This is a genomic window from Serratia oryzae, from assembly GCF_001976145.1.
GTDB lineage: Bacteria > Pseudomonadota > Gammaproteobacteria > Enterobacterales > Enterobacteriaceae > Chania > Chania oryzae.
Window position 1 is genome coordinate 1 of the sequence record NZ_MOXD01000018.1, and the last position, 13,020, is coordinate 13,020.

Here is a 13,020-nt window from a genome sequence, read left to right on the forward strand (position 1 = left end):
TTCCCGCAGGATTTTCTCCACAATGCCCGGCACCGAGATATCCTGATAAATCGCGTTCTGATGGCTGCGTGACAGCAGCGCCAAGCGCGGTTGCAGGCAGACTTCATAGTGGCTTTCGTCGCGCGAGCTAGAAAGGCGCTTGAAGCCGGTGACCACCCCCTGAATAACCCGCTGCGGCTGTTGAATAGACACGCCAAAAGCTTCGGCCTGCAGGGTGAAGGCGGCGTCCTGCATCAGCATGGTGTCCGGGGCGATGGCCTTGTCGCGGCTGGTGAACTGGATAGCGTAACGGAACGGCGCGCTCAGCGCGTCCTCACCGGTAAAGCCCAGTACATCTATTTGAGCATTGCTGCCGCGGACCGCTAATTTGTGGTGGCTGTGGTCGAAAAATAGTGCGGCGGAGGGATTACTCATCGTTTTTCTCCATCAAATTCGAGCAGGATGCCCGCGTCCTTGCCCCACCCCAGCATCAGCCGGGTGGGGTGGTGTTTCGCTGCCTGCTGGCTGAGCAGTTGTTGGCTCAATACCGGCAGGATATGCTGGTTCAGCAGGCTGTCGATATGGCGCGCCCCGCTGTCCGGTTGCAGGCAGGCCGCCACCAGAGCGTCGGTCAGGCTGTCTTCCATCACACAACGCAGGCCGTAATGCTGCTGCAACCGTTGGGCCAACTGCGCCAGTTTGATGGTGACGATGCGTTTGAGCGCCACCGCACCCAGTGGGCGGTAAATCAGGGTCTGGAAGCGCGCCAGCAGCGCAGGCTGGAAATGGTCACGCAGCAGCGGGTACAGCCGTTGGTTTAATGCGCTCTCTGGTGCCTCGGGGTGTTGGTTCAGGTATGACATCAACGCATCGCTGCCAAGGTTTGAGGTCATCACGATCACCGTGTTACGAAAATCAATCTCCCGCCCCTCGCCGTCGCGCATCACGCCCCGGTCAAACACCTGATAGAACAGGTTGAGCACGTCGTGATGGGCCTTCTCCACCTCATCCAGCAACACCACGCTGTAAGGCCGCTGGCGCACCGCTTCGGTCAGAATGCCACCCTGGCCGTAACCCACATAGCCCGGTGGTGAGCCTTTCAACTGGCTAACGGTGTGCGCTTCCTGGTATTCGGAGAGGTTGATAGTGATCAGCGACGCCTCACCGCCAAACAGGGTGTCCGCCAGCGCCAGCGCGGTTTCGGTCTTGCCCACGCCACTCGGGCCGACCAGCAGGAACACGCCCTGCGGGCCGTTGTCTGGCGTCAGCCCGGCGCGGGCGGCACGCAGCCGCTGTGCCAGCTCACCCAGCGCCGCCTCCTGCCCGATCACCCGTTTCGCCAACTGGCGTTCGAGCTGCAGCAATTCGCTCTGTTCGTCTTTCAGCAGGCTGCCCAGCGGCACACCGGTCCAGTCGGCAATCACCGTCGCCACCGCCCGGGCATCCACGTCCAGCCACAACAACGGGTTGCAGCGCTGGATATCGTGCAACTGTGCCCGCAGTGCGTCACACTCCTCACGGCGGCTACCGTCCTGACGTGCTGCCAGCAGTTGTTCGGTTAACGCACGCTCGGCCTTGTATTGCACCGCCAGCCGGACCTCATGCTGCTGCAGTGCCCGCAGCCGGTCACTGATGTCCGCCAGGCGGGCCGGGTCAACCGCCGGGTCCAGCACCTTATCACGCTCAATCGCCTGTTGCTCGAGGGTCAACGCTGCCAGTTCCGCTCTGAGATGCACCATTTGCTGCGGTTCGCTGTCCAGCCCCATGCGTATCCGCGCACTGGCGGTATCCAGCAGGTCGACCGCTTTATCCGGCAACTGCCTGCCGGTCAGATAACGGCGCGAGAGCGTTACGGCCGCCTTTACCGCCGAATCGCGAATATGCACCCCATGATAGCTGGCATAGCGCGCCTTCAGGCCGCGCAGCATCCGGCAGGCGTTTACATCATCAGGCTCTTCCACTTTAACCAGTTGGAAACGCCGCTCCAACGCCGCATCACGCTCAAAATACTGCTTGTACTCCGACCAGGTGGTGGCCGCGATGGTGCGCAGTTCACCGCGCGCCAGCGCCGGTTTCAGCAGGTTAGCCGCATCGGCACCGCCTGCCTGATTGCCCGCACCAATCAGGGTGTGGGCTTCGTCGATAAACAGCAATATCGGCGTCGGTGACTGTTGCACTGCCGCAATCACGTTCTTTAGCCGTTGTTCAAACTCGCCGCGCACGCCGGCTCCCGCCTGCAACAGGCCTAAATCGAGGGTGCGTATCGTGATGTTGTTCAAACTGGCCGGGACATCGCCCTCGACCAGGCGCAGCGCCAGCCCTTCCACCAGGGCGGTCTTCCCCACGCCGGGCTCCCCCACCAGGATCGGGTTGTTCTTGCGGCGGCGGGAGAGAATGTCCACCATCTGGCGGATTTCGTTGTCGCGCCCCAACACCGGATCAATCTGGCCGCTGCGCGCTTTGGCAGTTAAATCCTGAGTAAATTTATCCAGTTCAGCCTGTAGAGCCTGATTCGGTTCGGCGATGGACGACGTGGCCTGCACCGGTACGTTAACCGGCCATTCCAGCCCTGGGGGCTTGGCAGGGCGTTCGTCCGATTGTGCATCCAGCAGAGGCAGCAGATGGGCCAGTTGCGTGGCACTGAGGCTGAGCAGCGGCCATGCCGCGCTCTGGGTGACGAGAGAGGGGTTTGCGGCCAGGGCCATCAGCACATGTAATGAGCGCACTGCGTCCGTATTGACCTGGGCCGAGGCTTCCAGCCAGGCCTGTTGTATCAGGTGCTCCAGCGGGGCCGAGAGTTGCGGTTTGCCCTGGAACTGATGCGGCAAACGCTCCAGGTGTGCCAGCAACCCGTGCCACAGGGCGTCCTGATCCCAGTCATAGCGCCGGGCGATCATCGAGATATCACCGTCCCCTTGCTCCAACAATTTGAGCAGCCAGTGCTCCACGGTGATCTCCGCATGGCCGCGAGTCTGGCACAAGGTGGCCGCTGCCGCCAATGCCTGGGCGCAGTAAGGATTTAACCGATGTAATAAACGTGCTGAATGATTGCTCATGCCCTCTTCCCTGTTCTCTTTTCCTGCCCGTCATGATGCCGTGCAGGCACGCTACCGCCCATAACCGTTAACCGAGGCCCATAAGGTCATTGGATTTATTGTGAATGCGTTTGGCTGAATATCCCCGTCGTCTTTCACATTGCAGGGGGTAGCTGCCTTTACTCAGCCAAAAACACAACAAGTAACCCGCCAGGATTAATCAGTTCCCTCTCTTGGGATTAGGGTGAGGGGCGATCACCGACCTAAATCCCCTCACCCCGCCCTCTCCCACAGGGAGAGGGGGCATCACATTTAGCCTCTACGGCATAATGCTTTTTTTGCTTACCGGAACAGTATTAACAAGCAGACGGATTACGCGGTAGTACGTTCGTTCCAGGCATCGGAATGAATGATGTTGCCGTCTTTGTAGGTCCAGGTGATTTTTTCGTAACGCAGTTCAATCTCTTCCAGGTGGTTGTGCTTCTCTTTACCCGGATCCTTGATGTCGTGCATCTTCGGTGCCACTTTCACCACTTTGACGTTGTCCAGTTTGGTGTTGAAGTACTCCACTTCCTGGCCCGCATCATCGATACGGTACCATTTGAACTCGGCGGTTTTCAGTGTCTGACCGGTGGTCACCGCCTTGTACAGGTACGGGCTGGAGGCGTCGATTTCCTTGGTGAATACAAACGGCGTGTGGATACGGGTACCGGTCAGCTTGCCGGTGTTGTTGTCGGTTGGGATGTACAGGCTGTGATCCTGTGCCACCACTTCGATGCTGCCCTGGCGGCTTTGCACATCCACCGACCCTTTGATGTCTGCACCACCGTCGTCCTTCAGCCAGAGATAGACTGGAATTGCCATGTAAAGCTCCTTTTATTGACGTAATAAGGTCACGTGTTCCGGTGACCCGGTTATCGAACCTGGCTCCGGGCAGGCCGAAGCCGCCGGGACCAGAGTGATTTCAACGCGGCGATTGGCCGCTCGCCCGGCAGCCGTCTCATTGCTGGCCACCGGTTGAGTCGCCCCAAAGCCCTGCACCGCAAAACAGCGTGCGGGCACTGCGCTGTTCTGCACCATCCAGTCACGTACTGCTTCGGCGCGTTTCAACGAGAGTGGCTGATTGGTGTGTGCATCACCCGCACTGTCGGTATGCCCGGCCACCACAATCAATTCACCGGGTTTGGCCTTGATGTTAAGCAATGCCGCCACCAGAACTTTGGTGGCGTCGGGTTTGAGCGTGGCCTTGCCGGTATCAAACAGCGACAGGCTATCCAACTGCACGGTCTGCAGGGTATCCACCGTCGATGCGGCGAGGGAAACCGCTGCGGGCGCGGGAGGAACATAGCCCTTAATGGCGGCCATCAGCGGCTGGCGCAGGCGTTCTCCCTGATACAACCCGAGGCCCAGACGCAGCGGTTCACCGTTGCGAAACTGTTCATCCAGCAGCGCCATATCCTGACGCAGCACGGCAACGGCGCGGGCTTTCAGGTCGTGATCTTTCATTTCTACGCTGTCGTAATGGTGAATATCGAACGCGACACGCTGCACGAGCTGCCGGTTTTGCCAGGCACTGCTACACAGGGCCACCACAGCAGCCACCCCCAACAGGGTGACGGCATGGCGTAGTGCATACTGGCGTGGCGACACGCCACTGCCCATCGGCAGAGTGGAAAAGAGAAAGTCAGGAAAAGGCAGTGCGCGACCGTCGGTAACGGGTTCAGGGTGCCAACCTGCTACCCGGGTCAGGGCGGTGTGTGCTGCCAGCCACTGCTGCCAGAGAGACGCAGCAGCCTGCCCCTGTAGCCCGGCCACCTGATGTAGAACCACCTGCTGCGGGGAGACTGCGGCCACCTCGTCGCTGTGTGTCTGCAGCGCGGGCAGCACCTGCGCCTGCAGCCAGTTCTGGTGATGACGGAACAGCACCGCCTGCATCATCCGCTCAGCCTGCCCTGTATGGCTGCCCTGGCATTGCCAGTCTGCCAACGTTTCCAGTTGGGTGACGCTCGGCCACAGAGTGACAGGCGGTGCCTGCTGTTGAGAGAGCCAGACCGGGGTCGCGGCGAGCGAGGTCGCCACGGTACTGCACAGGAGCAGCGGCAGCGGGCAGCGGGTATCGCGGCGCAGTTGCCCCAGTTGCCAGCGGAGTTCATGCAATGCGGTGGACAGCGCACGCGCGTCCGTCTGTTGTTGTGGGTTGACCGATACCATCACCGCCAACTGCGCAGCCCACGCAGGACGTTGCCACAGCAGTTGCCGTACGCACTGACGAAGCTGGCTGCTGTCACCCACACGCAGCCAGTACCCTTGCGCACTTTGGCGCAGCGTCTCGGTGCCGAACAGGGAAGCAAGACCATCACCGCAGACCAGCACCACCGGCAAGCGGGTGGTGTCCGCCGGCAACCCGTTAAAACGGCTATCAGCCAACGCCACTTCAGGTTGGCGACCTGCCCGCCACAGCCCGAACCCGCAGGTCACGACAACCAACAGGAAAGCGGCCCAGCGGATCAACGGGGAGAAAGGCAGGAAGACCAGGCACAGAATACTGGCCAGTAACCCTGCCCACGCCCAGAGAGCCTGTCGCCACCGCGGATACATTACGCGGGCCTCGGCAACAGAGTCGGCAATAAACCAGACAGTTGGTGATCGAGCCCCCACCACAGCAAGGCCACAGTGAGCCCGGCCAGCACCAGCCGCACTGGCCAGTAACGTAACCAGATACCCAGGCGATGGCGTGAGGCCGCAACGGCCAGGATTGGCTGCGACGGTATCATGTTGAACGGCAGAACCCGTACCGAGAGTTGATCGACCAGTTGTTCACGTTCCGGCGCGGTTAGGGAACGGTATCCGCCCAGGAACCCCAACATCAGCACCCGGTGAAAACAGACCAGGACGGCACTGTCCGGCGCAGGCTCGCGCAACACGCTACGTATCCGCTCATACAATTGATGACCGGCGTCCAGTGTGTTGAAAAAGTGGGCCTGCAACGGCGAATGACTCCAGACGAAGTAGGCATCATCCTGTACGCTACGCCCTTTCACGGTTTCATCCAGCAGCGCGCACTGGGCATACAGGATGTGCTGACGGCTCTGTTCACTGACGTCCGCCTCAATCAGCGCCTTCTGAATGTGTTCGATATCGGCCACGCAGCGCTGCCACAATACCTGACCTTCGCCTTCCTCACAGGCCATGCCCTGGCGCAGGCTGATCACCTGCAGCCAAGTATCTTGCAGTAACGCATCCATATCCACGTGCGGGGCAGATCGCTTCATCGACAGGCTCATGATCGCAGCACCGCAAACAATTCAAGCTGAATGTCACCCAGCGTACCCGGCACGTAGAACACACAGGTTCCTGCTTCCAGCATCTGCTGTGCCGCCGGATTGTTCAGATCCAGGGCGAAGTACTGATTCTCCAGACGCAACGGAATGGCCGCCGGGACATGGCTCAGCGGGCGCAGCGGGATCCCGCTCAACGCGATGTTCACCACCTTGCCGACATCATCCGGCGCGCCGACTTTACACAGTTGCGGGAACTGGGTTTGCAACTGTGCCGCCGGCAGGGAGGAACGCACGGACAGGTAGAAATCCACCTCTTCGCGCAGACGCGGATCGTGCAGGGCACCGCGCCACTGATTGACGCGCGGCTCATGCACCAGTTCAATCGCCACCACCCGTGAAGGCAGGCTCACTTCCAGCAAGGTATTGAGCAAGGTGAAGAGCGGAGGGAACACCGCCGTCAGGCGATCGTGCTGATAGGCCGGAATAGCGGTGACGTCATGCTCCAGGGAAAAGGTCAGCAGGCTGCCCGCCAATCGGGCCAGTTCCTGGTACAGACGCTCAGGGTGTACCTGCGGGTAGCGCTGGAAATTCCCCAGCACCGGTTCGGCCCCGTTGAGGGCATTCAGCAGCCAGAACAGCGACACGTCGGCCACGGCAAAGTCGGCCATGCGCGCATTGCTTTCCCGGCGCATGCCCATCAGGCGTTGCAGACGCGCTCGCAGTTGCACCATCAATGACTCCAACTGCCCCTCACACCAGGGGCTGGCCCGCAGGCTCAGCAACGGCGGGATAAACTGCGTGTCCTGCGCCCAGCGGCCCTGCGCATCGCGTAATAACCGCACCACCGGGCAGATCTGGTAGTCACCATTTTCCTGGATGTCCAGACGCAGGGTGAGCTCATGGCTCATCACCGCAACCTGTTTTTTATCGTCACCATACTGGTTTTGCACATCACGCCACGTCTGACGGTAACGCACCGGCCGTTCGGCCCGCTCATCGGGTTGCAGGCAGTTGCCGCCGTTGGCATAGAGTTGCGGCAGGGCCAGCATCACCGTGACCGCCGTGGCGTCCGCAGGCAGGTTGGCCGCCAGGGTCAGCGTAGGCGGCAGCAGATCGGCACAGTCCGTGTCGACCAGCACACCGTCCTGAAACCGCACCTGTAGGCGTTCCGCTTTCAGACGCCCTTGCGCCAGCGCGTCCTGATCAAAGGTGGCATGCAGCACGCCCCAGGGATGCAAGACCCCCATCTGCGCAATGCATTCGTTGGTCCAGGCCTCCAGAGAGGCCTGTTGTTGAAACTGCTGCGGGGACACCAGGACCCCACGTGTCCATAACGGACGATCAATCTTCATCGTGTCTCCGTTTACGCCTTCGCTTTCGGCATCTGCGACACCAGGGACAGGCCCACATCCAGCCCTTCGACCTGGAAGTGCGGCACCGCGTACAGCTTGACGCGGAAGAAGCCCGGGTTGTCTTCAATGTCTTCCACCGTCACCTTCGCATCACGCAGCGGGTGCGACGCCTGCAGGTCATCGCCCGGATCGGTCATCTCGGTCACCAGGCCGCGCACCCAAGTGTTCAACTCCAGCTCCAGCAGGCGGCGATCTTTGGTGGTGCCGATGTTCTCGCGCTGAATAAGCTTCAGGTGGTGAGCAATACGCGACAGCAGGAAGATGTACGGCAGGCGTGAGTTGATACGGCTGTTGGCCGTCGCATCTGCGGTGTCATACAGCGCCGGTTTCTGCGCCGAGTTGGCGGAGAAGAAGCAGGCATAGTCGCGGTTTTTGTAGTACGACAGCGGAATGAAACCGAGGTTGGCGAATTCAAACTCGCGCGTTTCCGGGATCATCACCTCAGACGGGATCTTCACCTGATTACCGGTGCCCAGATCGTACAGGTGGATCGGCAGATCGGTCACCGCGCCGCCCGCCTGCGGGCCGCGGATCTGCACGCACCAGCCGTTGTCGATAAAGCTTTTCACCATGTTGGCGGCAAAGGCGAACGACGCATTGGTCCACAGGTATTTATCGTGGTCTGGGCCGGTGACTTCTTCCACATAGTTGAAGCTGCGCACCGGCACGGTATCCGGGCCATACGGCAGGCGGCCCAGCACGCGCGGCATCGTCAGGCCGATATAGCGCGCATCGTCGGTGTCACGGAAGGATTTCCACTTGATGTATTCGGCGCGATCGAAGTAGTTGCCGATATCTTTGATGGCGGCTACTTCTTCCATGGAATTCTTGAGGAAGAACGCCGGGCCTACTGCGCCGATAAACGGCATATGGGCGGCAGCGGCCACTTTCGAGAGGTTGCGCAGCAATGCCACGTCTTGGGCGCTGGCATCAAACTCGTAGTTGGAAATCACCGCCCCAATCGGCTCACCGCCGGGGGTGTCGTACTCCTGAATATAGGTGTGATGGTACAGGCCGCTCTGAATGATTTCCGGGCTGTCTTCAAAGTCCTGACGCAGGTCGTCTTTGGCAATGTCGAGCAGTTCCAGCTTCACGTTCTGGCGAAAATCGGTTTTGTTCACCAGCGATTTCAGGCCACGCCACAGGGATTCCACTTTCTGGAACTCCGGGTGGTGCATCACCGCGTCCAACTGGCGGCTGATTTTTTCATCCAGCGCGGCGATGTGGCTGTCCAGCAGGTTCTTGTCGAGTTTCTCGACCTTCTGCGCCGACTGCTTGAGCAGGTCTAAAAAGACGCTGACGGCGGCGGTAACGCGCTCATCCGCCGAGACGTCCGCCAGAGCATCACCATCCTGGAAAGCCTCAATGCCGTTAAGCTGGGAAACCGGGTTAAGGTTGATTTTTTCAAACAATGACGCGTAAACGCTGTGCGGCGCCGGGGCATTTTTTTCCAGCACGGTGGTAGTGTGGCTCTGACGTTGTGCCGTTCTTTCCTGCAGGGTTTCTTCCTGTCCAGACATTGGTTTCTTCCTTATCTTCCCGGGCGATTAACAGTTTTCGAGTGCCAGTATTTCCAGTTCCGTGCGCAGTTCGTCGCTCAGCGCCTCATCCTTCAGGATGATTTCAAACTCGCGGCGGAAGGTGGTGTTGTCCAGCAGGTTGGATTTGAGGTCACGCAGCAGGTTGCGCATCGCCAGCATGGCGCGCAGTTGCGGGATTTGACGTGCCACCTGCTCCGGTTCGAAGTCTTTCATGGCGCTGAAGCTGAGGTTGACGGCGGTGTCGCCGTGGTCATCGGACAGGGTGTCGGGCACGGAGAGAGTGAGCCTGGGGTTGAATTCGGCCAGCACGCTATCGAAGTTATTTTTATTGATATTGATTTTTTCACGCTCAGACAACGGACGCTGTTCTTGCCCATTGCTGTAATCCCCCATCGCCAGCAATTTGAGCGGCAGCTCGACTTGTTTCTGTGCACCACCGGTATGCAGGTCTAATCGGATATTAACTCGGGCTTTGGGGACTTCATTTTGGTAGGAATTTGACATGACTAACCCTGTTCAACGGATACCATGAAGAACAGTCTGCCCTGGGGAATCAATAAGAATGGCTAACCCTGCCAGAGAACAATTTCCTTTTTTGCACCATCGGATGCAGATGAAAAGAGGGTCACAAGCCAGCACATTCCTTACAGGATAATGGCAGAGCGCTGTGTAAATAAGATTTATCTGAATAAAGAAAGAATACGGATAAAACTCACCGACGGCAGTGTAGAAACCTTGTTCAGATTAGTGAAACGCAATTATGTAACCAAATGTTTCAATAAAACATCAATCTATCTCCCCTTCATCACAATGATTATTAAGAATTTTACGGACCAGCGTGACAAGTGCTAATCCGGCAATGAGATAGCATCGAATAATGGCTAAACCAGCAAAGGATGAGGGTTGAAAAACGTGATTAAAAATGAAATTTATTACCTGATATTTTTTATCATACTGCTGCGCTAAGGCAATTAATGATTAAGTGAATAGGTTCCTCTGCGCAAAACCATTCATAAAATGAATAAAAACTGCAATTTTAGTTAAGTATGATTTATTTCTCATGCTAACCATTTTGAGAGTGGAAGTCAGACAGGAGCGCTTTGGCAGTACGCCTGAAAATGATAGCTATCAGCCACCAAGGTTAATCACTGACTACACGCTAAGCGAACTTTATCGTTCAGCAGTATTACCTAAAACTGACGCTGAAAGCTGGGGATTGCCATTACAACATTCCCCAGCGCAGAGTAGACAGGACTATGGCATTGTCAGAATCGCCGTGGCCGAACCGAAGAAATTACCGGCCTCCACGTTCCCCACTTTGGTCAAGGTGGACACAAACTCCAGTGGCATCTTGGTATCTGCTAGGGCATGTATCTGCGCGCCCGCTGAACCACTCTTCCCACCAATAGTTAACCGCGATTGCAAGCTGCCATCATTTCTGAGGTTAACCATGCCGTTTCCGCCAGCTCCCGCTGCGTAGACCACAACATTCATGTCCTGCGTACAACGGATATAGCCGGTCTGCCGGGCTTGATTACCCTCGATATTTTTCAACTCAACCTGGCCGTGCGTCAGCTCAATGCTGGTTTCGGTAAATGCACACTTGCCCACCGGGGGCGGTACGATACCGCATAAGCTGCTGGACATCATGGCACTTCCGCCAGCACTTGCGGTACCAGTTGTCGATTTATAGTAGATCCCAACGCACTCCTGCGTCACTGCCGGGCCAGAGTGACTCTGAGTGCCACTGCGTGGTAGCGCATATTTACGCTGAAAAGCAGCTCCTACTTCACCTACCGTTGAATAATTCTGGATACCATCAAGAAACTCCCTACTGTCTGACACTGCAGGCCCCGCCTCCCCGGCGTCGCTGTGCCGGTGGCCGATAAATACTGTGCATTGCGCCCATCGATAACAGGGATTTGGCGTAGCATCGGCGGTATCCCAATACTCAATGGTCCACCAATATTTAGCATTCGATGGTGTGCCATCACTGCGGGTAATATAAGAATAAATCGCGCTCTGTGCGCCAAAAGCTGTCAGCATCGTGACGGCCAAAAGAATCTTTCTCATGGCTTTCATAAACACTCCTGTGATTATCCCTTCATCCATCGCGTGTCAATTAGCCACATCATGGGTATCAGGGGTAGCCGTATTAACAGGCTACTCATATTCGAGCAAAAACGTGGCGCTGGCGGTAAAACCACCGGGAATAATGCTCTTCTGGGCGATCGCTTCAGGCTCACCCCGCACATAGGCCCGCAGGTTGAGGGTGTTATTGCCCGCGACCAGACCCTGGTTATAACGCCCAGTATTGAGTGCCACCAGATTCCCCTGCTGAGTTTCGATCCCAATGGCGATCCCTTGGGTCTGGCTCGCCCCCGATATCGCCAGCAATCCGTTCAGTCGGGTGCTTTCAACCCCGGAAAACGTCAGCTTCACCAGATTTCCCAGGCTGATATCACAGTCATCTAGATGCAATACCAGCGGTTCCCCTAGCGTGCGGCCATTGATATAAAGGTATTTATCAACGATCGAACCAAAATCGACCGTGATATTTTCATCTGCTGCCCGTAATGTGCAGGGTTCAGCGACCAATGCCCCTTGGAAACGTAAATTATCGGCCGCTGAAGACAAACCCGGTAACCCGATAAGCCCAAGTAACATGGGCAATAGCAGTGCTGAAAACCGCATCATATCGTTCCTTATTATTGATAATCCGCCTGGAGCGTGACGGCGGCTGCAAAGGGGCCTTCCTTTAATAACACCCCTGGTTTTTGTACCGGCACGGCTTTGAGCTGAGGTTTGCTGGCAGGTGTAGTGATAATCTCACTCCCCAAAACAAACGGCTGGCCATCACGCAGAATTTTAATTCCCAGATCGTTAATATTGGTTTGTACGGCCGCATTATCAAATAGAGTGCTATTTCCCGTAAGCTTCAGCTTTAATACCCAACTGTGAGTATTAGGGGCACAAACCAGACTGTAATTAATGTCCTGCATATAATTAACGCCATCCACTTTTTTAATACCGACCTTTACACCAAAATCAACGGTAATATTATTGCCACCGTTGATGGTACAGGGAGGTGGCTCGAGTAATGTTCCACGAAACGCCATATCTCCCCCAGCCGCAAAGGCGAACGATAAATATCCACTCACCCCCGCAAGCAGCAGGGAAAGCTGTAAAATCCGCATGACTTTTGTCTCCCTCTGTTTACTGGTAATCGATTAATAACGTCGCGGATGACGTAAACTCACCGCCGGTCAGCGTAGCGCCACTCTGCTTAACCAGCACCGCGTAAAGCTCCGGCTTGCTGGGGTAGGTATAGTTAAACCAGGTATTGGCATTTAACGGCTGTGTCCCGCGATATAACGCGATCCCTAAACCGTTTTTATCCGTACGCAGCACAGCCGGGTTAAAGCTGGCCGCATTACCCTGAATACTCATTTTCAGGTTATTGGACTTCTGGATATCGCAACTCAGGCTATAGGTAATCGCCTGTTTATAGTTAACGCCATCAATACGGGTGGTCATGATCTCATCACCGAAATCCACCCGAATCGTCTGGTTATTATTAATCGTGCAGGGCGGAGGGATAATGACCGTCCCCCTGATATTCACCGGTATATTGGCGATGGATGGTGCACTCAGCAGCAAAACGCTCAGTAGCGCCCCGGTGCGGCCATGTGCTATCGCCCATAGCCGCATTGCGCCAAGGCGATCCCCACCCGGTACAGGATAATGTTGTTGCATTCGTTCTCTCCTTGCA

The 13,020-nt window shown here is 57.0% G+C and carries 12 protein-coding genes; all 12 read right to left on the reverse strand.

What is annotated here, in order from left to right:
• Window positions 1–414: contractile injection system protein, VgrG/Pvc8 family (locus BMI79_RS21510; RefSeq protein WP_279626684.1), on the reverse strand; the 414-nt coding region annotated here is incomplete at its 3' end.
• Complete coding sequence (tssH, locus tag BMI79_RS21515) at window positions 411–3,035, reverse strand: type VI secretion system ATPase TssH (protein WP_076944201.1); 2,625 nt, start codon at window positions 3,033–3,035, stop codon at window positions 411–413. The genes BMI79_RS21510 and tssH, both read right to left, overlap by 4 nt.
• 351 nt (window positions 3,036–3,386) lie before the next feature.
• Window positions 3,387–3,878 (reverse strand): Hcp family type VI secretion system effector, encoded by a 492-nt coding sequence (locus BMI79_RS21520; RefSeq protein ID WP_076944202.1) that lies wholly within the window; start codon window positions 3,876–3,878, stop codon window positions 3,387–3,389.
• Between the two features lie 12 nt (window positions 3,879–3,890).
• Window positions 3,891–5,612, reverse strand: coding sequence for an OmpA family protein (locus BMI79_RS21525; protein WP_076944203.1), 1,722 nt, complete (start codon window positions 5,610–5,612; stop codon window positions 3,891–3,893).
• On the reverse strand, window positions 5,612–6,298 hold the full coding sequence (gene tssL, locus BMI79_RS21530) for a type VI secretion system protein TssL, short form (protein WP_076944204.1): 687 nt from the start codon (window positions 6,296–6,298) through the stop codon (window positions 5,612–5,614). Before tssL ends, BMI79_RS21525 begins: the two co-directional genes overlap by 1 nt.
• Complete coding sequence (gene tssK / locus BMI79_RS21535) at window positions 6,295–7,647, reverse strand: type VI secretion system baseplate subunit TssK (RefSeq protein ID WP_076944205.1); 1,353 nt, start codon at window positions 7,645–7,647, stop codon at window positions 6,295–6,297. The genes tssL and tssK overlap by 4 nt, the downstream gene beginning before the upstream one ends.
• A gap of 11 nt (window positions 7,648–7,658) precedes the next feature.
• Window positions 7,659–9,227: a type VI secretion system contractile sheath large subunit gene (tssC, locus tag BMI79_RS21540; RefSeq protein ID WP_076944206.1), complete on the reverse strand. Its 1,569-nt coding sequence runs from the start codon at window positions 9,225–9,227 to the stop codon at window positions 7,659–7,661.
• A gap of 27 nt (window positions 9,228–9,254) precedes the next feature.
• Complete coding sequence (gene tssB, locus BMI79_RS21545; RefSeq protein ID WP_076944207.1) at window positions 9,255–9,752, reverse strand: type VI secretion system contractile sheath small subunit; 498 nt, start codon at window positions 9,750–9,752, stop codon at window positions 9,255–9,257.
• Between the two features lie 750 nt (window positions 9,753–10,502).
• Complete coding sequence (locus tag BMI79_RS21555; RefSeq protein WP_143555415.1) at window positions 10,503–11,321, reverse strand: MrpH family fimbial adhesin; 819 nt, start codon at window positions 11,319–11,321, stop codon at window positions 10,503–10,505.
• 90 nt (window positions 11,322–11,411) lie between these two features.
• Window positions 11,412–11,945 carry a fimbrial protein gene (locus BMI79_RS21560; RefSeq protein ID WP_076944210.1) on the reverse strand — a complete coding sequence of 178 codons (534 nt, stop codon included), beginning with the start codon at window positions 11,943–11,945 and terminating at the stop codon, window positions 11,412–11,414.
• 11 nt (window positions 11,946–11,956) lie between these two features.
• A complete protein-coding gene (locus BMI79_RS21565; RefSeq protein WP_095996172.1) occupies window positions 11,957–12,445 on the reverse strand; it encodes a fimbrial protein in 489 nt (162 codons plus the stop codon).
• Between the two features lie 19 nt (window positions 12,446–12,464).
• The gene (locus BMI79_RS21570; protein WP_241679982.1) at window positions 12,465–13,004 is read right to left on the reverse strand and encodes a fimbrial protein; all 540 of its coding nucleotides are present in this window, start codon (window positions 13,002–13,004) and stop codon (window positions 12,465–12,467) included.
• Window positions 13,005–13,020 lie beyond the last annotated feature (16 nt).